Origin of the sequence: Bradyrhizobium genosp. L (assembly GCF_015624485.1) — a bacterium.
Classification (GTDB): domain Bacteria; phylum Pseudomonadota; class Alphaproteobacteria; order Rhizobiales; family Xanthobacteraceae; genus Bradyrhizobium.
Window position 1 is genome coordinate 3,842,001 of record NZ_CP061378.1, and the last position, 19,586, is coordinate 3,861,586.

Genomic DNA, 19,586 nt, shown 5'->3' on the forward strand with positions numbered 1-19,586 from the left:
CGCGGCGTTAGTCGATGATGAAGCCGAAATTGACCGGCGTGGCCCCGATCGGTTCGGGGCGGGCGGCGACGCCGTAGATGCGGTTGATGCGTCCGAGCAGCGCCGACTGCGAGTCGGAGGCCGGGGCAAATCCATCATCCGGCCGCGACAGCTCCTTCTGCGCCACCGCGCGCACCACGTAGGGCGTCACGATAACCACGAGCTCGGTCTCGTTGTTGACGAAGTCCTGGCTCCTGAACAACTGGCCGAGGATCGGGATCTGGTCGACGCCGGGCATGCCGTTGATGGCCTGCTTGGTCTGCTGCTGGATCAGGCCTGCCATCGCGATCGAGCCGCCGGAAGGGACCTCGAGCGTGGTGTCGGCGCGGCGGGTCTTGATCGAGGGGATCGTGGTTCCGTTCTGCCCGCCGGTCAGCGCGTTCTCGGTCGAGACCTCGGACACCTCGGTCATCACCTTCAGGCTGATCCGGCCCTCCGAGAGCACCACCGGCGTGAAGTTGAGCGAGATGCCGAATTTCTTGAAGCTGACGGTCTGGACGCAGTTTCCGATCGCGCCCGTCGTCGAGGTCTGGCAGGTGACACCGGTCGGGATCGGAAATTCGCCGCCGGACACGAAGGTCGCGGATTCGCCCGAGATCGCCGTGAGATTGGGCTCGGCCAGTGTCCGCACCACGCCGGCGCTCTCCATCGCGCGCAGCGTCGCGGTGACCGTCGGCGAGCCGAGCTTGTTCAGGGCGGAGCCTGCCAGGCCGTTGTCGGGGACGAGGGCGCCGCTGTTTGCGGTGAACGGATTGCTGTTGGCGAACACCACCGATGCGGTGCCGTAGTTCATGCTGGCCGAGAGATCGACGCCGAGCTGCTTGATGACGTCGCGGCGCACCTCGGCCACGGTGACCTTCAGCATCACCTGGTCGCGGCCGCGCACCACGATCGAGTTGACGACCTTGTCGGCGCCACCGACCAGCTTGGCGGCGATGTCGCCGGCCTGCTGGGCCTCGACGGGACTTGCCACCGTGCCGGTCAGCACCACGCTGTCGCCGACACCCTCGATATTGACGCCGGGCAGGATCTCCTTGAGCGCGGAGCGCATGCCGTTGAGGTCGCGCTTGATCGCGATGTCGTAGGAGGCGACCTGGTTGCCGTCGGCATCGAAGAACACCACGTTGGTCTGGCCGACCGCGGCGCCGATGATGTAGGCGCGCTGCGCCGAGCGGATCACCGCATTGGCGATCTTGGGATCGGCGACCAGCACGTCCTTGGCTTCGCGCGGCAGGTCGACCACGACGGACTTGCCGACGCCGAGCGAGACGAACCGCGTCTTTGCGGCGATGCTGCTGGTGAAGGTCACATCGGCGTTCTTGTCGGTCTCAGCCGCGATCGCCGGCGCCAGCGCGGGGATCAGCACCAGGGCTGCGACCGCCGAGAACGACAGCGAGCGGACCAATGCGGTCCGCGTCGTGGTTTGGGTCGTGGGTTTTGTTGCGCCGGATGTCATGTCGAAGCCCCCATCACTTCTGTGTCGTCTGAGAGCTGGGCACGCCGTAGCGAACCACCCTGATGCTCTCGCCCCGCTTCGGGGCCTGGTCGTCCTCGGTCGGCTTATCGACCGTCTTTTCGTTGACGTCGGCGATGCTGCGCAGCGCCAGCGTCACGATGCCGCTTTGCCGTGCCCGCGCCAGCGTCTCGGCCTGCTCGGGCTTGAGCTCCAGCGTGACCGTCTTGCCGACGAGCGCGTTGTTGCCGTCCTTTTCCTTCGGCGCCTGGTCAATGGCGAGCACGCGGACGTTGGACAGCAGGATTTCGGTGGAGACGACGTCGGCGTTGTTGCCGGTGCCGCCGTGGTCCGGATTCTTCTCGCGCTTGGACAGGATCACGTCGACGCGGTCGTTCGGCAGGATGAAGCCGCCGGCGCCGGTCTCGGGCGAGATTTCAGTGGAGATCGCGCGCATGCCGGAGGGCAGGATCGCGGCCATGAAGCCGCTGCCGTCGGCCTTGACCAGCTTCTGCTCGCGGATCGGCTCGCCGATGATGAAGGCGGAGCGCGCGATCGAGCCGATCACATCTTTCATCGCATTGGCATTGGTGTCGTTGCGCATGAAGCCGGCGCTTGCGGTTTCGGCCGGCCAGCGCTGCCATTGCACGTCTTCGGCCTTCAGCACCTGGCCGAGGCCGATGTCGGACTTCGCCACCAGCACCTCGACGGTCGGCACCTGCACGACCGGCGCGACCGGCTCCGGCTTGTGATCGCCGACGCTTGCGAGATAGGTGGCCGCCAGACCTGCGACGCCGGCGATGGCCAGGACCACGATGCGTGCCGTCTTCATGCGATTGTCTGTATGCCCTTGCAGCGGGCCTCACGCCTTGCGGCGGACAGCCCTTCCCGTGAGCATGACTACGGCGGCAAAAGTATAAGGGAACTTGATGCGACGGCCGGCCGGTTAAGGGATTGGTGGGGATGGTGAACGGCAGGTTAGCGATGCCGTCACAACCCGCAAAATGCTGGGGAAGCAGACGCAATGCGTCGCTCGCGCTGCGGTTGCAGCGCGCGGTCGTGGTTAATTTCGTCCAACTCGCGCCGTCAGTGCGCGGCGCGCAGCGCTGCAAATCCGCGGTCGAGATCGGCCTTGAGGTCGTCGACGTTCTCGAGCCCGATATGCAGCCGCAGCGTCGGTCCGCCCGGCGCCCACTTCGTCGCGGTGCGATACTCGCTGCAATCGAAGGGTATCGCGAGGCTCTCGAAGCCGCCCCATGAGAATCCCATGCCGAACAGCGTGAGCGTGTTGAGCATGGTATCGACGGCCGTTTGCGGCGCGGACTTCAGTACGATGCTGAACAGCCCGGAGGCGCCGGTGAAGTCGCGCTTCCAGATCGCATGCCCCGGATCGGTTTCGAGGCCAGGGTGCAGCACGCGCGCCACTTCCGGCCGTGCGGCGAGCCAGCGCGCCATCTCCAGCCCGGAGTGATGATGCTGCGCGAGCCGCACCGACAGCGTGCGCACGCCGCGCAGCGCGAGATAGACGTCGTCAGGTCCGGCGCAGACGCCGAGCAAGCGGATTCCCTCCGAGATCAGCGGCCAGGCCTTTGCGTTCGCCGAGATGGTGCCGAACATGATGTCGGAATGGCCGCCGTAATATTTGGTGCCGGCCTGCATGCTGATGTCGACGCCCTGTTCGAGCGAGCGGTGAAAGAGTGGCGTCGCCCAGGTGTTGTCGTCGATGACGAGCGCGCCACGCTGATGCGCGACGGCTGCGATCGCGCGCATGTCGGGCATCTCGAAGGATTGCGAGCCCGGTGCTTCGAGCAGCACTGCACGCGTGTTCGGCTTGAACAGACCAGCGATGCCGGCGCCGATCAGGGGATCGAAATAGTCGGTCTCGACGCCGTAGCGCTTGAGGATGCCGTTGCAGAAATTGCGGGTCGGCCGGTAGGCATTGTCGCAGACCAGAAGATGATCGCCGGCTTTCAGCACCGCGAGCAACGCGGTCGAGATCGCTGCCGCTCCGGACGGGGCGAGGCCGACGCCGGCGCATTGCGGACCTTCCAGCGCCATCAGCACGTCCTGCAGCGCCCGCGTGGTCGGGGTGCCGTGGCGGCCATAGGTAAATTCGGCGCGGTGGGCGTGCAGGTCCTCCGCGGTCGGGTAGAGCACGGTCGAGCCGTGGAACACCGGCGGATTGACAAAACCCTTTTGGGCCTTGGTGTCGCGGCCGGCGGTGACCAGGCGGGTCGCAGTCTGTTGCGGGTGGGCGGGCGAGTGAGGAGGCTTGGAGCTGTCGGAAGCGGTCATGGGTTCGTCCGGCGTTAGACTTTTTGCCACGGCCATGACGCGTCGGGAGGACAGGCAGGCCGGGAAGTTTACTAACAAGACGCAGAACCGGCACGTCAACCCCTTGACCCGGCTCGTCAGTCGCTATGTGATGCGCCGCAACTACCAGTCGCCGCACGTTGAGGGGCCTGCCGCGACCTTCGATCCCGGGATCGACGTTCGATCCCTGCCTGACCGATTTGCAGTCATGCTGCCGGTCAGATCAGCAGTTTCTGCTGAAGGGATCATCGGGGTTGGCCCGTGAGCGCCAGGCGAGCAAAAAAGCACCGTCCACGGACGACCCTTGAAAGGCCCTGCCCATGAAACGCGTATCCCTGGCTGTCACCCTTGCCGCTGCCGCCGTCCTTTCGGTCCAGGCCGCCTCGGCGCAAACCCTGAAGACGATCAAGGACCGCGGCCAGCTGTCCTGTGGCGTCAGCCAGGGCCTGCCGGGCTTCTCGGCGCCCGACGACAAGGGCAACTGGACCGGCCTCGACGTCGATGTCTGCCGCGCGATCGCCGCCGCGGTGCTCGACGACCCGACCAAGGTCAAGTTCGTGCCGCTGTCGGCCAAGGACCGCTTCACGGCGCTGCAGTCCGGCGAGATCGACGTGCTGTCGCGCAACACCACCTGGACGGTGTCGCGCGATACCTCGCTCGGCGCCAATTTCACCGGCGTGACCTATTATGACGGGCAGGGCTTCATGGTGAAGAAGTCGCTCAAGGTCAATTCGGCGCTCGAGCTCAACAGCGCCTCGGTCTGCGTGCAGACCGGCACCACGACGGAGCAGAACCTCGCCGACTTCTTCAAGGGCAACAACATGAAGTACGAGGTGATCGCGTTCGGCAGCATCGACGAAGCGGTCAAGGCCTATGAATCCGGGCGCTGCGACGTCTTCACCGACGACGCCTCGGGGCTCTATGCCAGCCGTCTGAAGCTCGCCAATCCCGCCGATCACGTCGTACTTCCGGAGATCATCTCCAAGGAGCCGCTGGGGCCGATGGTGCGCCACGGCGACGACCAGTGGTTCGATATCGTGAAATGGACGCTGTTTGCGATGATCAACGCCGAGGAGCTCGGCATCACCCAGAAGAACGTCGATACGATGCTGAAATCCGACAAGCCGGAGATGAAGCGGGTGCTCGGCACCGACGGCAATCTCGGCGAACAGCTCGGCCTCACCAAGGATTGGGTGGTGCGCATCGTCAAGGCAGTCGGCAATTACGGCGAGACCTTCGAGCGCAATGTCGGCAGTGGATCGCCGCTCGCCATCAATCGCGGCGTCAACAATCTCTGGAACAAGGGCGGTATCCAGTACGCGCCGCCGATCCGCTGAGCCCAGCCAGCGGCTGCGGCGATGAGCATCGCGCCCCGAAAACCACCGGTGCAATTTGCCCTCAGGCTGAAGCGATCGCTTGGCGGCAAGGCCGGCTGGAACGGGCTCGCCGCCCAGCTCGGCTTCGCCGCGGTCCTGGCCTGGATCGCCTACGAGATCGTGGCCAATGCGCGCACCAATCTGGAGACCCAGCACATCGCGTCGGGCTTCGGTTTCCTGCAATACAACGCAGGCTTTGACGTCAGCCAGAGCCTGATCGCCTACAACAATTCCGATACCTACTGGCGGGTGTTCTTCGTCGGCCTGCTGAACACGCTCGTGGTCTCGGTGATCGGAATTGTGTTTGCCACCGCGATCGGCTTTGCGGTGGCGCTCTGCCGGCTGTCGCCGAACTGGCTGTTGTCGCGGATCGGCGGCATTTATGTCGAGATCATCCGCAACCTGCCGCTGCTGTTCCAGATCCTGTTCTGGTATCTCGCGGTGCTGGCGGCGCTGCCGGCGCCGCGGCAGAGCATCTCGATCCTCGCGACGTTCTTCCTCAACAACCGCGGTCTGATCGTGCCGCGCCCGGTCAGCGAGCCCGGCCTCGATCCGTTCCTGGTGATGCTCGCCGTCGGCATCCTCGCAGCGCTGGGTTTGCGGCATTACGCGCGCAGCGCCTTGTTCCAGCGCGGGCAGGTGATCCGGATCTGGCCCTATGTGCTGGGCGGCGTGATCGGCCTGCCGCTGGTCGCGATGCTGATCTTCGGCTGGCCGCTGACCTTCGAGGTGCCGGTCCTGAAGGGATTCAACTTCGCCGGCGGAGCGCGCATCATCCCCGAATTCGTGGCGCTGACGGTGGCGCTGTCGACCTACACGGCGGCCTTCATCGCCGAGATCGTCCGCGCCGGCATCCTGTCGGTCCACAAGGGACAGATGGAGGCAGGCTCCTCGCTTGGCCTGAGCCGCGCATCGACCTTGCGGCTGATCGTGGTGCCCCAGGCAATGCGCGTGATCGTGCCGCCGCTGACCAACCAGTATCTCAATCTCACCAAGAACTCGTCCTTGGCGGTCGCCATCGGCTATCCGGATCTGGTGTCGGTGTTCGCCGGCACGGCGGTGAGCCAGACCGGGCAGGCGATCGAGATCATCGCCATGACGATGGGCGTCTATCTGCTGCTCTCGCTGACGACGAGCGCGCTGATGAGCATCTACGGCTGGCGCATCAACCGGAGCCTCGGGACATGACGGATCTCGCGGCGCCGACCTTTGTGCGGCAGGATCTGATCCCCGAACGCCCGACGCCGGTGAAGACCACCGGCTTCATTGGCTTCGTGCGCACGCGCCTGCTCAACTCGCCGGGCAATATCCTGCTCACGATCCTGGCGCTCCTGGTGCTCTGGTACACCATCGTCCCGTCGCTCAAGTTCCTGCTGGTCGACGCGGTCTGGACCGGCAAGGATCGCACCGCATGCCTTGCCGAGAAGGCGGGGCATGAGGTCGGCGCCTGCTGGCCCTACATCCAGGCGAAATTCAGCCAGCTCATCTATGGCTTCTATCCGGAAGCCCAGCGCTGGCGCGTCAATCTGACCTTCCTGCTTGGCGCCGTGCTGCTGCTGCCGCTGCTGGTTCCGCGGCTACCCGCGAAGAGCATCAACTCGGGCCTGTTCTTCTTCGCGTTTCCGGCGGTGGCATTCTTCCTGCTGCATGGCGGCGGCTTCTCCGGTTTCGGCGTGAGCTGGACGGCCGGGCTGCTGCAACTGTTCGACGACAGTATCAGCGGTGCGGGGCAGGTGCTGGTCAATACCAGCCAGACCTCGGCGATCGGTCCGCTGCTCTGGGTCGTCGGCAAGCTGATCGTTCTGATCGGCGTTGCGATCCACTGGCTGATCTTTCCGTTGACCTGGCTGCGCGATCAGATGCAGGCCTCGTCCCAGCCGGTCTGGGTGGATTTTCTCGTCACGGCCGTGATCGTCTCCGCCGCTCTGTTCGTGCTGGGCGGCGGTATCCGCACCGGCCGCAGGGCGCTGGTCGGCAGCCTGGTGACGTTTGCCGGGATCGCCGTGGTCATCAAGCTGATGGCGCTCGATCGCGGCGGCTTCCCGATCGTCGATACGCGGCTGTGGGGCGGCCTGCTGGTGACGCTGGTGATCGCCATCACCGGCATCGTCGCCTCGATGCCGATCGGGATCGCGCTGGCGCTGGGTCGGCGCTCGACCATCCCGCTGATCCGGATCTTCTCGATCACCTTCATCGAATTCTGGCGCGGCGTGCCGCTGATCACGGTGCTGTTCTTCGCGACCTACATGCTGCCGCTGTTCGTGCCGGGCAATTTCACCGTGGACGGCCTGTTGCGGGCCCTGATCGGCGTGGCGCTGTTCACCGGTGCCTATATGGCCGAGGTGATCCGCGGCGGCCTTGCGGCCGTGCCACGCGGGCAGGCGGAGGCCGCATCGGCGCTCGGCCTGTCGTGGTGGAAGACGACGTCGCTGATCGTGCTGCCGCAGGCGCTGCGCTATGTGATTCCGGGCATCGTCGGCAGCTTCATCTCGCTGTTCAAGGATACCTCGCTCGTCTCGATCGTGGCGCTGTTCGATCTGTTGGGCTCGCTGCGGGCATCGTTCTCGGATCCGGTCTGGACCACGCCGACCACGGCCTTTACCGGCTTCGCGTTTGCCGGCATCGTCTATTTCGTGTTCTGCTTTGGAATGTCGCGCTACTCGCTGTTCGTCGAACATCGGCTCAACGCCCATCGCCGCAATTGAACAAGGCCACCATGTCCACCAATCCAATCGTCAACATTTCCGCGCTCAACAAATGGTATGGCGACTTCCACGTGCTGCGCGACATCAACCTCGACGTCGGCCGTGGCGAGCGTATCGTGATCTGCGGCCCGTCAGGCTCGGGCAAGTCGACGCTGATCCGCTGCATCAATGCGCTGGAGGAATTCCAGGAGGGCGAGATCAATGTCGACGGCATCGATCTCGGTCCGAACCTGCGCCGCGTCGACGAGGTGCGCCGCGAGGTCGGCATGGTGTTCCAGAGCTTCAACCTGTTCCCGCATCTCACCGTGCTCGACAATTGCACGCTGGCGCCGATCTGGGTGCGCAACATCCCGAAGAAGGATGCCGAGGCGATGGCGATGAAGTTTCTGGAGCGGGTCAAGATTCCGCATCAGGCCAGCAAGTTTCCCGGCCAGATGTCGGGCGGCCAGCAGCAGCGCGTCGCGATCGCCCGCGCGCTGACCATGAACCCGAAGGTGATGCTGTTCGACGAGCCGACCTCAGCGCTCGACCCGGAAATGGTCAAGGAGGTGCTCGACACCATGGTCGATCTCGCCAAGGAGGGCATGACCATGCTGGTCGTGACCCACGAAATGGGCTTCGCTCGCGAGGTCGCCAACCGCGTCGTGTTCATGGACGCCGGCCAGATCATCGAATCCAACACGCCGCAGGAGTTCTTCGCCAACCCGCAGCACGCGCGGACGAAGCTGTTCTTGAGCCAGATCTTGCGGTGATCAAGATTTCGTAGGATGGGCAAAGCAAAGCGTGCCCACCACATCTTGCACGGCTCGTGAGGGTGGGCACGCTGCGCTTTGCCGCCCCTACGACGCTGTTGCGCGCCTCACACGAACGGCAGCTCGAGTTTGCTGCGCTTCTCGAGCCAGGTCGGCGCCGGCAGGTTCTTCGAGCGCATGAACTCCGGATTGAACAGTTTCGACAGATAGCGGCTGCCGGAATCGCAGAGGATCGTGACGATGGTCTTGCCGGGGCCGAGCTGCCTGGCGAGACGGATCGCGCCGGCGACGTTGACGCCGGTCGAGCCGCCGAGGCAGAGGCCTTCGTGCTCGAGCAGTTCGTAGATCACCGTCACGGCTTCCTCGTCGGGGATCAGGAAGGCGGTGTCGACCTTCGCCGTCTCGATCACCGGGGTGATGCGGCCAAGCCCGATGCCTTCGGTGATCGAGCTGCCCGGCGTCACCTTCGGCTCGCCGTTCTTGAACAGCTCGTACATCGCCGCGCCGTGCGGATCGGCGCAGGCAACCGTGATGCCGCTGTTCTTCTCCTTCAGGTAGCGGCTGGTACCTGCCAAGGTGCCGCCGGTGCCGACCGAAGAGACAAAACCGTCGACCTTGCCGTCGGTCTGCTGCCAGATCTCGGGGCCGGTTGATTCGTAGTGCGCCTTCGCGTTGTCGAGATTGTTCCACTGGTCGGCGAACAGCACGCCGTTCGGCTCGCTCTTGCGCAACTGGTCGGCGAGCCGTTTGCCGAGGTGCTGGTAATTATTCGGATTGGAGAACGGCAACTGGGGCGCCTCGATCAACTCGGCGCCGCACAGCCGCAGGAAGTCCTTCTTCTCCTGGCTCTGGGTCTCCGGAATCACGATCAGGCTGCGATAGCCCCGCGCGCTCGCCACCACCGCGAGCCCGATGCCGGTATTGCCCGCGGTCGATTCGACGACGAGGCCGCCCGGCTTCAGGGTGCCACGCTTCTCGGCCTCCAGGATCATCCATTTGCCGGCGCGGTCCTTGACCGACTGGCCTGGATTCATGAATTCGGCCTTACCGAGAATGGTGCAGCCGGTGAGCTCGGATGCGCGCTTCAGCTTGATCAGCGGCGTGTTGCCGATCGCTTCGATGACGTCTTTATTGAATGTCATGTCGGGAGAATTCTTTGCGGGTCCGTATGTTGCTAGCCGCGAACCTAGTGCGCTGATCGGAAAAGGGAAGGGCTTTTGCACTGCGGCAAGGTCGCGGAGAACAGGGCTTTTGCGGCGATGATGTCGGCCGGTACGATCTTCTTGCAAAGCATCGTTTGACGCGAATCCCGCCAAGCGCCCGCGAACGACCGATGCCTGCGAGATCGATTGGCCGCCGTCAAGACAACGATCGGAAGGCCGGTCGCCTCAGGCTGCGGATTTGGCGCAACAGGTGCCGAGAAATCCCCATGAAATCTTGGTAAGAATCCCGGTGCTGCGCGCCTGGCGCATCGCGCGAAAATGCCGCGAAAAATAGCGGAATGTTGACGTTCCAGCAGCCTGAAATCGCCGTGGATGCGACCTTGAGGGATACTGCCGGGGTCTGTCCGCCCCAACCTGCCAAGGGTAGTATGGGGAAGGCAGGTTCCATTGGAAGCATCACCCCGTGAACGTCTCTCAGACCATCCCTGAACGCGTCATTGCTGCGCCACAGGTGAGGTCTGTGCTCGGCGGAGAACGGGTGTGACCCAGCGCATTGCCGCAGCAGTACCTGGAGGCCCGTTCGGCCTCGCGTTTCGCGTGGCTGCACGCGCGCTGGTCGCGTTTGGCCTGCTCGCAAGCTCGGCCGGCTGCATCCTGACCCAGGATATCCCGGATCCTGCGCTCGACATTCCCCAGGGCTACAAAGCCGCCAAATCCGGCAAGCCGGGTGAGGCTGTGCCCACGCTCGACTGGTGGCGGGCATTCCGCTCCACTGAGCTAACCCAGCTGATGGAGGAGGCACAGGCCGTCAATCTGGACATCGCGGCGGCCGTTGCGCGGTTTCGCCAGGCCGACGCGTTGGCGCGGCAGGCCGGCGCGGCACTGCTGCCGACCCTGAACGGCGGCGGGCAGGAGAACTACTCGCGGAATTCGGGCTCGAGCGCCAGCGGCCTCACCAATGGCGGGCGCGAGGTGGTCAACTTCAGCGCCACGCTGAGCGCGAGCTACCAGCTCGACTTCTGGGGCCAGAACCGGGACGCGCTGCAGGCGGCGGAGGAGACGTCGGTCGCCAACCGGTTCGACCGCGAGGTGACGGCGCTGACCACGATGACGACGGTCGCAACCGCCTATTTCACGGTGCTGGCGTCGCAGGACCGGCTGCGCACCGCCCAGCGCAACATCGCCAGCGCCGAACGCATCCTCAACGCCATCAGAGACCGCTTCAAGGCCGGCACCGGCACCGATCTCGACGTCGCCCAGCAGGAGAGCGTGCTCGCCAACCAGCGCGCGCTGGTGCCGCCGCTGCGGCAGACGCTCGACCAGAACATCAATGCGCTCGCCGTGCTCGTATCGCGGCCACCGGAAAGCGTCCGTATCGCCGGCGGATCGCTGAATACGATCGCGATCCCGAAGGTGACGCCGGGGTTGCCGTCGGAATTGCTGACCCAGCGACCGGATATCCGCCGGCAGGAGGCGCAGCTTGCCTCGGCCACCGCCAATGTCGGCAGCGCGCGGGCGCAATTCTACCCGAGCATCCAGCTGACCGGGAACGGCGGCTATCAGAGCCAGGCGCTGACGTCGCTGTTCCAGCCGCATGCGGCGTTCTTCAGCCTGGTCGGCAGCGCCACCCAGCCGATCTTCGACGGTGGGAAAATCCTGGGCAATTTCGAGTACAGCCAGGCCAAGCAGGATGAATTGCTGCAGACCTACCGCAAGACGGTGGTGCAGGCCTTCACCGACGTCGACAATGCGCTGGTCGCGATCCGCGAGACCACACGGAAGCTGCAGCTGCAGCGCGACGTGCTGTCGGCTTCGCGGCGGGCCTTCGCGCTGGCCGAGCAGCAGCTCAAGGCCGGCACCGCCGATATCGTAACTGTGCTAAACACCCAGCTCACTCTGTTCCAGGCCGAAGACGCCTATTCGCAGGCCCAACTGGCCCGTCTGACGGCGATCGTGAGCCTCTATCAAGCGCTGGGCGGCGGCTGGGAGCCCAAGATCGAAAAAATGGAAAGACCGGTCGATGCTCTTTAAGCCCGATCAGACGGACGACGAGACAAACACGGCGCCGCGCAAGCGCAGCGTTCTCTCGCGCGTGCTCGGGCGCATGGTGTCGCTATCAATCACGCTCGTGATCCTCGGCGGTCTCGGGTATCTCGGCTGGCTCGCCTTCCAGCCCAAGCAGGGCGGTGGTTTCGGTCGCGGAGGCGGGCGGCCCGATTTGCCGGTGCCGGTGCTGGCCGCCACTCCGCGCGTCGAGGACGTACCGGTTTATCTCGACGGCGTCGGCTCGGTGAAGGCGCTGAACACGGTCACGGTGCGCTCGCAGGTCGACGGCAAGCTGATCAAGGTCAATTTCGTCGAGGGCCAGGACGTCAAGAAGGACGACGTGCTCGGCGAGATCGATCCGGCGATCTACCAGGCGCAATACGACCAGGCGGTGGCCAAGAAGGCGCAGGACGTGGCGCTCTTGACCAACCAGAAGCTCGATCTCGTCCGCTATCAGCAACTTGCCACCACCAATGCCGGCTCCAAACAGCAGGCCGATACCCAGCGCGCGCTGGTCGCCCAGCAGGAGGCGCTTGTTAACGCCGACCAGGCCGCGATCGACAATGCCGCGGCGACCTTGAGCTATACCAAGATCGTGGCACCGATCGCGGGCCGCGCCGGCCTGCGCCAGGTCGACCAGGGCAACATCATCCACGCTTCCGACACCACCGGATTGGTGATCCTGACCCAGCTGCAGCCGATCGCGGTGTGGTTCAGCCTGCCGCAGCAGCAGATCATGCGGGTCAATGCCGCGGCGGCGAAGGGCCAGCTCGCGGTCGATGTGTTCGGCAATGACGGCGTCACCGTGATCGATACCGGCAAGCTTGTCGGCATCGACAACCAGGTCGATCCGACCACCGGCACGCTGAAGCTGAAAGCCGAATTCCCCAACGCTCAGTACCAGCTCTGGCCGGGCCAGTTCGTCAATGTCCGCCTCAAGGTCGAGACCCTGCCGCAGGCCATCGTGGTGCCGACCTCGGCTGTACAGCGCGGGCCGGCCGGCACCTTCAGCTATGTGATCGGCGAGAACGACATCGTCACCGCGAAACCGGTCACGGTGACGCAGCAGAACGAGCATGACGCCGTGATCGCGAGCGGTCTCACGACATCGGACCGCGTCGTGACGACCGGCTTTGCCAATCTCGCCGAAGGCTCCAAGGTCGTGGTCGGCACCGACACCGGCCCGCCCGTGGTCGATCTCGCGCCGCGCAAGCGCACCCGCAATCCCGATGGCAAGCGCGGCGGCCAAAATCAGAATCAAGGCCAGAACCCGGGTCAGCAAGGCCAGGGTCAAGGCGAAGGCACCAAGCGGGATTTGCAGGGCAAGAACGGCGAGCATCACGGCGAACACCGCGGCCATCACGAGCATGGCGAGGGCGATCAGAAGGGAGCGACCGGGCCGGCTCCGGCGCCAGCGGCAGGGGGCGAGCAGTCAGGCGGCGCGGCGAAGTCGCAGCCGTGACCGCATGATCAACCCGTTTTCGAGAGCGAGCACGCAAGCATGAGCGTCTCCGAACCGTTCATCCGCCGGCCGATCGCGACCTCGCTGCTCGGCATCGCGCTCATGATCGGCGGCGCGCTCGGCTACTGGGCGCTGCCGGTCTCGGCGCTGCCCCAGGTCGACTTCCCGACCGTGGAGGTGACGACGCAACTGCCGGGCGCGAGTCCCGATGTGGTGGCCTCGCTGATCACGGCGCCGCTGGAGCGGCAACTCGGGCAGATCCCGTCGCTGTCGTCGATGAACTCGACCAGCTCGTTCGGCGTCAGCCAGATCTCGCTGCAATTCGACCTCAACCGCGACATCGACGGCGCCACCCAGGACGTGCAGGCCGCGATCAACGCCGCCGCCGGCATCCTGCCGAAGACGCTGCCGTACCCGCCCGTCTACGCCAAGGTGAACCCGGCCGACGCGCCGGTGATGACGCTGGCGCTGACCTCGGACACCATCTCGCTGCGCGCGATGAGCGACCTGGCCGACACCATCCTGGGGCAACGGCTGGCGCAGATCTCCGGCGTCGGCCGGGTCTCGATCCTCGGCGGGCTGAAACCCGCGGTGCGCGTGCAGGCCGACCTGGCGCGGCTTGCCGCCTATGGCATCGCGATGGAAGACCTGCGCAACGCGATCGCCGGCGCCAACGTGTCGGGGCCGAAGGGCTCGCTCGATGGCGCACAGCAATCCTATACCATCGCCGCCAACGACCAGATCGCCGCCGCCGACGCCTACAAGCCCGTGATCATCGCCTACCGCAACGGCTCGCCGGTCACGATCGGCGACGTCGCGCGGATCGTCGACGGGCTAGAGAACGACCGCACCGGCGGCTGGTACAACGGCACGCCGGCCGTGATCATCGATATCCAGCGCCAGCCCGGCGCCAACGTGATCGACGTCGTCAGACAGATCCGCAACGAGATCCCGCGCATGCAGCGGACGATCCCGGCCGGCGTCAAGCTTACCATCGTCTCCGACCGCACCGTGACGATCCGCGCCTCGGTGCATGACGTGCAGTTCACGCTGGTGCTGAGCGTGGTGCTGGTCACGCTGGTGGTGCTGCTGTTCCTGCGGTCGCTGCGGGCGACCCTGATCGCCGGCGTGGCGCTGCCGCTGTCGCTGATCACGAGCTTTGGCGTGATGTATTTTGCCGGCTTCAGCCTCGACAATCTGTCGCTGATGGCGCTGACCATCGGCACGGGTTTCGTGGTCGACGACGCCATCGTCATGATCGAGAACATCGTCCGCCACATGGAGCAGGGCGAGACGGTGATGGAGGCCTCGCTGAAAGGCGCCAGCGAGATCGGCTTCACGGTGATCTCGCTGACGGTGTCGCTGATTGCGGTGTTCATCCCGCTGCTGTTCATGTCCGGCCTGGTCGGCCGCATGTTCCGCGAATTCGCGCTGACCTTGACGATCGCGGTGGTGACCTCGGCGATCGTCTCGCTGACGCTGACGCCGATGATGTGCTCGCGGCTGTTGAAGAACATCCACGAGGAGATGGCGGTTCCCGGCCTCGCCGCGATCAGCCGCTTCATCGACCGCATGGTCGAGTTCTACCACAAGACGCTGCTCTGGGTGCTGCGGCACCAGCGCGCGACCTTGCTGGTGACGTTCGCAACCATCGCGCTGACGCTGCTGATGTACATGTTGGCGCCGAAGGGGTTTCTGCCGCTGCAGGATACGTCTTCCGTCACCGCGGTGACCGAGGCCGGCCCCGACGTCTCCTTCGCCGAGATGCGGCGCCGGCAGAGCGAGGCGGCCACCATCATCAAGGCCGACCCTGACGTGATCGGCGTGGTCTCGGTGATCGGCGCCGGCTCGGTGAACCCGACCACCAATGTCGGCCGCCTGGTGATGACGCTCAAGCCGCTCGATGAGCGGCGCGAGGGCGTCGCCAAGGTGATCGAGCGCCTCAAGCAGAAGGTGGCGACGATTCCCGGCATGACCGTCTACTTCCAGCCGGTGCAGGACGTGCAGATCTCGACCCAGTCGAGCCGCTCGCAATACCAGTACACGCTGACCGCGACCGATGCGGCCGAGGTCTCGCAATGGAGCCAGAAGCTGGTCGCGGAGATGCGGCGCGACCCGATCTTCCGCGACGTCTCCTCGGAGGCGCAGGAGGGCGGCCTGCGCGCCGCGCTCGACATCAACCGCCAGCGCGCCGGTCAGCTTGGCGTCAATCTGCAGGGCGTCACCGACACGCTGAACGACGCCTTCGCGCAGCGCCAGATCTCGACCATCTACGGCCAGGCCAACCAATACCGCGTGGTGCTGGAGGCGCTGCCGATGTACCAGCGCGACCCATCGATCCTGGACAAGCTCTATCTGCCGGGCGCGGCCGGCGCGCAGGTGCCGCTGTCGGCGGTGGCGACCTTGATCCGCACCACGGCGCCGCTCGCGATCTCGCATCAGGCCCAGTTCCCATCGGTCTCCCTGAGCTTCAATTTGGCGCCGGGTGAGGCGCTGGGCGATGCGGTCCAGGCGGTGAAGGCGATCGAGACCAGGATCGGCATGCCCAACAGCATCGTCGGCCTCTATTCCGGCGACGCCGCCGAATTCTCGCGCTCGCTGGCGGGACAGCCCTGGTTGATCCTGGCTGCGATCATCACGATCTACATCGTGCTCGGCGTGCTCTACGAGAGCTACATCCATCCGATCACCATTCTGTCGACGCTGCCCTCGGCCGGCGTCGGCGCCATCCTGGCCTTGATCCTGTGCGGGCAGGATCTCTCCGTGATCGGCCTGATCGGCATCATCCTGCTGATGGGCATCGTCAAGAAGAACGCGATCATGATGATCGACTTCGCGCTCGAAGCCGAGCGGCATCAGGGCATGTCGTCCTATGACGCGATCGTGCAGGCCTGCCTGTTGCGCTTCCGCCCGATCATGATGACGACGCTGGCCGCGCTGTTCGGCGCGCTGCCGCTGGCGATCGAAAGCGGCACCGGCTCCGAGCTGCGCTTTCCGCTCGGCATCTCGATCATCGGCGGCTTGCTGCTCAGTCAGCTTCTGACGCTCTACACCACGCCGGTGATCTATCTGGCGCTGGATCGGCTCAATCGAAGGATCGAGCGGGCGGTGCCGGAAGCCGGTCCGCACGGCCCGCCGGTCGCGGGCGCGACCGAGGGCATGCAGTGATCTCGATCTCCGAGCCCTTCATCCGCAGGCCGGTGGCCACCACGCTGCTTGCGATCGGGCTGTTCCTGGTCGGGATCGTCGCCTACGAGTTCCTTCCGGTATCCTCGGTGCCGAATGTCGACTTTCCGACCATCCGGGTGTCGGCGTCGCGGCCCGGCGCCGATCCGTCGGTGATGGCCGCGACCGTCGCCGCGCCGCTGGAACGTAAGCTCGGCACCATCGCCGGCGTCGACCAGATCACTTCGACGAGCTCGCTCGGCACCACCAGCATCCAGGTGCAGTTCTCGATCGGCCGCGACATCGACCGTGCCGCGCGCGACGTGCAGGGCGCGATCAACGCTTCGCTCGCCGATCTGCCGAGCGATCTGCCGTCGCTGCCCAAATTCCGCAAGGCCAATCCGGCGGCTGCCCCCGTATTCGTGCTGGCGTTGACCTCGCCGACGATCTCGACCAGCGCGATGTACGACGTCGCCGACACCGTGCTGGCGCAGCGTATCTCGCAGGTGCCGGGGGTCGGCGAGGTCACCGTCAGCGGTGCCGACCAGCCAGCGGTGCGCATCGCGCTCAATCCGGTGTCGCTGGCCAATGCCGGGATCGCGACCGACGATGTGCGGCTTGCCATCATCAACGCCAATCCGCTCGGGCCGGTCGGCATCTTCAATGGCAACAGGCAGAGCGAGACGCTGTCGATCAACAAGCAGATGCGTACCGCGGCCGAATTCCGCGACATCATCATCAAGAGCTCGAACAGCAATTTCGTCCGGCTCTCCGATGTCGCAGAGGTCGAGGATTCCGTGCGCAATGCGCGTTCGATCGCCTGGTTCAACAAGCAGCCCGCGGTGCTGATCCAGATCACCAAGCAGGGCGACGCCAACGTCATCGACACGGTCGACCGGGTCCGCGCGCTGATCCCGGTGCTGAAGCAATGGATCCCGGCCGGCGTCGAGATCTCGACGCTTGTGGATCGCACCGGCACGATCCGCGCCAGCGTCGAGGACATGCAGTTCACGCTGCTTGCGACCGTCGTGCTGGTCATGGTCGTGGTGTTCGTGTTCCTGCGCCGGCTGGTGCCGACCATCGCCGCCGGCGTCTCGGTGCCGCTGGCGCTGGCCGGCACTTGCGCCGGGATGTGGCTTGCCGGCTTCTCGGTCGACAATCTGTCGCTGATGGCGCTGGCGATCTCGGTCGGCTTCGTGGTCGACGACGCCATCGTGATGATCGAGAACATGTACCGCAACCTCGAGCAGGGCATGGCGCCATATCCGGCCGCGCTCGAGGGCGCCAAGCAGATCGGCTTCACGGTGCTGTCGATCTCGGTGTCGCTGGTCGCGGCCTTCACGCCGCTGGTCTTCATGGACGGCGTCGTCGGCCGCCTGCTGCGGGAATTCTCGCTGACGCTGGTGTTCGCGATCGCGGTCTCGACCGTGGTGTCGCTGACGGTCACGCCGATGATCTGCGCGCACTACATCAAGGAAGCGACCTCGGATCACGCCACCTGGTACGACCGCGCCATCGAGGGCACGCTGTCGCGGATCGTGGCGTTTTATACCCGGACCTTGCGAAGCGTACTTGGCTATCCCTGGCTGACGATGATGGTATTCGCGGCCACCGTCGCGCTGACGGTCGTGCTCTACGTCAAGACACCGAAGGCCTATTTCCCGACCGACGACAGCGGTTTCGTGATCGGCTCGACGCGGGCCTCGGCCGATATCTCGTTCCAGGCCATGCTCGGGCTCCAGCAGCGGCTCGCCGATATCGTGATGGCCGATCCCGCGGTCGCCGGCATCGGCTCCTCGGTCGGCTCCGGCGGCGGGCCGGGCGGGGCGACGGCCAACCGCGGCAGCATGTTCATCAGCCTGAAGCCGCCGGGGGGGCGCGGAGGGCTCACCACCGCGCAGGTGATCGACCGGCTGCGCCGCAATCTCACCATGGTGCCGGGCATCCGCCTGTTCATGTTCGCGGCACAGGACATCCGTACCGGCGGTCGGCAGAGCGATTCCGATTACCAGTTCACGCTGTCCTCGACCGATCTCGAGCTGTTGCAGAAATGGGCGCCGCTGGTGGCAAAGCGCATGGAGACGGTGGAGGGCATCACCGACGTCTCCTCGGACCGCGATCCCGGCGGCTTGCAGCTCAACCTCGTGATCGACCGCAAGACCGCCTCCAGCCTCGGCGTCCGCGTCCAGGACATCGACAACGCGCTCAACAACGCCTTCGCGCAGCGTCAGATCTCGATCATCTATACCCAGCGCAACCAGTACATGGTGGTGCTCGAGATCGATCCGAGATTTCAGAACGACCCGTCGAACCTGGAGCGGGTCTATGTCGCCGGCGCCAACGACGTCCAGGTGCCGTTGTCGGCCGTGGTGCACCAGCAGCGCGGCCTGTCGGCACTGGCGGTGTTTCACTCCGGCGGATTCCCCTCGACCACGGTGTCGTTCAACCTGCTGCCGGACGTGCCGCTCGAAGTCGCGACCACGAACATCCAGCAGGCGGTCAACGAATTGCACATGCCCGAAGGCATCCGCGGCAGCTTCGACGGCAATGCCGGCGACTTCAACAAGACCGCCGGGCGGCAGCCGCTCTTGATCCTCGGCGCGCTGGTGGCGATGTATATCGTGCTCGGCGTGCTCTATGAGAGCCTCGCACATCCGATCACCATCATCTCGACGCTGCCGTCAGCCGGCCTGGGTGCGCTGCTGGCATTGCAGGTGACCGGTCTGCCGCTCACCGTGATCGCCTTCGTCGGCATCATCCTGCTGATCGGCATCGTCAAGAAGAACGGCATCATGATGGTAGACTTCGCGCTGGAGGCCGAGCGGCACCAGGGCCTGTCGTCGCGCGAGGCGATCTTCGAGGCCTGCCGGGCCCGCTTCCGCCCGATCCTGATGACGACGATGGCCGCATTGTTTGCCGGCATCCCGCTCGTCATCGCGACCGGCCCCGGCACCGAACTGCGCCGGCCGCTCGGCATCACCATCATCGGCGGCCTGTTCGTGTCGCAGATCCTCACGCTCTACACCACTCCGGTGATCTATCTCCTGATCGATCGGCTGCGCGGGCGCTCCGCGCCATCGGCGGTGCACGTGCCGGCGGAATAGGTTGAATT

General features: G+C 65.4%; 13 protein-coding genes. 9 read left to right on the plus strand and 4 right to left on the minus strand.

Features of this window, described 5'->3' with window-relative positions; genetic code table 11:
* Positions 1 to 7: 7 nt before the first annotated feature.
* The 3 genes from IC762_RS18120 to metC form a co-directional block, all read right to left on the minus strand.
* Complete coding sequence (locus IC762_RS18120) at positions 8 to 1,495, minus strand: type II and III secretion system protein family protein (RefSeq protein ID WP_195783643.1); 1,488 nt, start codon at positions 1,493 to 1,495, stop codon at positions 8 to 10.
* Between the two features lie 13 nt (positions 1,496 to 1,508).
* Positions 1,509 to 2,324: a Flp pilus assembly protein CpaB gene (gene cpaB / locus IC762_RS18125; RefSeq protein WP_195783644.1), complete on the minus strand. Its 816-nt coding sequence runs from the start codon at positions 2,322 to 2,324 to the stop codon at positions 1,509 to 1,511.
* A gap of 254 nt (positions 2,325 to 2,578) precedes the next feature.
* Entirely contained in the window at positions 2,579 to 3,787 is a 1,209-nt protein-coding gene (gene metC / locus IC762_RS18130; RefSeq protein WP_195783645.1) for a cystathionine beta-lyase, read from the minus strand.
* Between metC and IC762_RS18135 the strand changes: the two genes are divergently transcribed.
* From IC762_RS18135 to IC762_RS18155, 5 genes are read left to right on the plus strand one after another with little or no spacing between them, the layout of a single operon-like run.
* Positions 3,786 to 4,070 (plus strand): hypothetical protein, encoded by a 285-nt coding sequence (locus tag IC762_RS18135; RefSeq protein WP_195783646.1) that lies wholly within the window; start codon positions 3,786 to 3,788, stop codon positions 4,068 to 4,070. The genes metC and IC762_RS18135 overlap by 2 nt on opposite strands.
* Positions 4,071 to 4,125: 55 nt before the next feature.
* Positions 4,126 to 5,142 (plus strand): amino acid ABC transporter substrate-binding protein, encoded by a 1,017-nt coding sequence (locus IC762_RS18140; RefSeq protein ID WP_195783647.1) that lies wholly within the window; start codon positions 4,126 to 4,128, stop codon positions 5,140 to 5,142.
* A 21-nt stretch (positions 5,143 to 5,163) separates the two neighbouring features.
* Positions 5,164 to 6,369 carry an amino acid ABC transporter permease gene (locus IC762_RS18145; RefSeq protein ID WP_195783648.1) on the plus strand — a complete coding sequence of 402 codons (1,206 nt, stop codon included), beginning with the start codon at positions 5,164 to 5,166 and terminating at the stop codon, positions 6,367 to 6,369.
* A complete protein-coding gene (locus tag IC762_RS18150) occupies positions 6,366 to 7,886 on the plus strand; it encodes an amino acid ABC transporter permease (RefSeq protein WP_195783649.1) in 1,521 nt (506 codons plus the stop codon). Before IC762_RS18145 ends, IC762_RS18150 begins: the two co-directional genes overlap by 4 nt.
* An 11-nt stretch (positions 7,887 to 7,897) precedes the next feature.
* The gene (locus IC762_RS18155) at positions 7,898 to 8,638 is read left to right on the plus strand and encodes an amino acid ABC transporter ATP-binding protein (RefSeq protein WP_195783650.1); all 741 of its coding nucleotides are present in this window, start codon (positions 7,898 to 7,900) and stop codon (positions 8,636 to 8,638) included.
* Between the two features lie 107 nt (positions 8,639 to 8,745).
* Here the strand turns inward: IC762_RS18155 and IC762_RS18160 are convergent, their stop codons facing one another.
* Entirely contained in the window at positions 8,746 to 9,780 is a 1,035-nt protein-coding gene (locus IC762_RS18160; protein ID WP_195783651.1) for a cysteine synthase A, read from the minus strand.
* A gap of 561 nt (positions 9,781 to 10,341) precedes the next feature.
* Between IC762_RS18160 and IC762_RS18165 the strand changes: the two genes are divergently transcribed.
* Genes IC762_RS18165 through IC762_RS18180 form a run of 4 tightly spaced genes read left to right on the plus strand, consistent with a single transcriptional unit; the run spans position 10,342 to position 19,578 of the window.
* Positions 10,342 to 11,832: an efflux transporter outer membrane subunit gene (locus tag IC762_RS18165; RefSeq protein ID WP_195783652.1), complete on the plus strand. Its 1,491-nt coding sequence runs from the start codon at positions 10,342 to 10,344 to the stop codon at positions 11,830 to 11,832.
* A complete protein-coding gene (locus IC762_RS18170) occupies positions 11,822 to 13,309 on the plus strand; it encodes an efflux RND transporter periplasmic adaptor subunit (RefSeq protein WP_195783653.1) in 1,488 nt (495 codons plus the stop codon). Before IC762_RS18165 ends, IC762_RS18170 begins: the two co-directional genes overlap by 11 nt.
* 39 nt (positions 13,310 to 13,348) lie before the next feature.
* On the plus strand, positions 13,349 to 16,477 hold the full coding sequence (locus IC762_RS18175) for an efflux RND transporter permease subunit (protein WP_195783654.1): 3,129 nt from the start codon (positions 13,349 to 13,351) through the stop codon (positions 16,475 to 16,477).
* A complete protein-coding gene (locus tag IC762_RS18180; protein ID WP_195783655.1) occupies positions 16,474 to 19,578 on the plus strand; it encodes an efflux RND transporter permease subunit in 3,105 nt (1,034 codons plus the stop codon). Before IC762_RS18175 ends, IC762_RS18180 begins: the two co-directional genes overlap by 4 nt.
* Positions 19,579 to 19,586 lie beyond the last annotated feature (8 nt).